We start from the raw sequence: 550 nt of genomic DNA, 5'->3' as shown, positions 1-550 counted from the left end.
CCGTGTGCGCGCTGTTCGCGACCGCCGCCCGCGCGGAGGCCCGCACCGGCGGCCGGGGCGCCCTGAACTTCCTGGAGGAGCTGGAGGCCGAGGACATCGCGGCCGACACCCTCACCCGGCGCGTCGTACGGCCCGACGCGGTCCGGCTGATGACCGCGCACCGCGCCAAGGGCCTCCAGTGGCGCCTGGTCGTCGTCGCCCAGGTCCAGGAGGGACTCTGGCCCGACCTGCGCCGGCGCGGCTCCCTCCTGGAGGCCGACCGCATCGGCCGCGACGGACTCGCCGAACCGCTCACCCCGGGCGCGCTGCTCGCCGAGGAGCGCCGCCTGTTCTACGTCGCCGCCACGCGTGCGCGCGAGCGCCTCGTCGTCACCGCCGTGAAGGCGCCCGCCGACGACGGCGACCAGCCCTCCCGGTTCCTCACCGAACTCGGCGTCGAGCCCAAGGACGTCACGGGCCGCCCCCGCCGCCCCCTGTCGGTCCCCGCGCTCGTCGCCGAACTGCGCGCCACGACCGTCGACCCGCGCGCCTCCGACGCCCTCAGGGAGGC

General features: G+C 77.5%; 1 protein-coding gene. It reads left to right on the top strand.

What is annotated here, in order from left to right:
* Nucleotides 1-550: 3'-5' exonuclease (locus tag ACVNF4_RS36825; protein WP_461807145.1), on the top strand; the 550-nt coding region annotated here is incomplete at both ends.

It is taken from the genome of Streptomyces sp. S6 (genome assembly GCF_054880855.1).
Note: the sequence above shows the minus strand (reverse complement) of the source record. Positions and strands in the feature narration are given on the sequence as shown.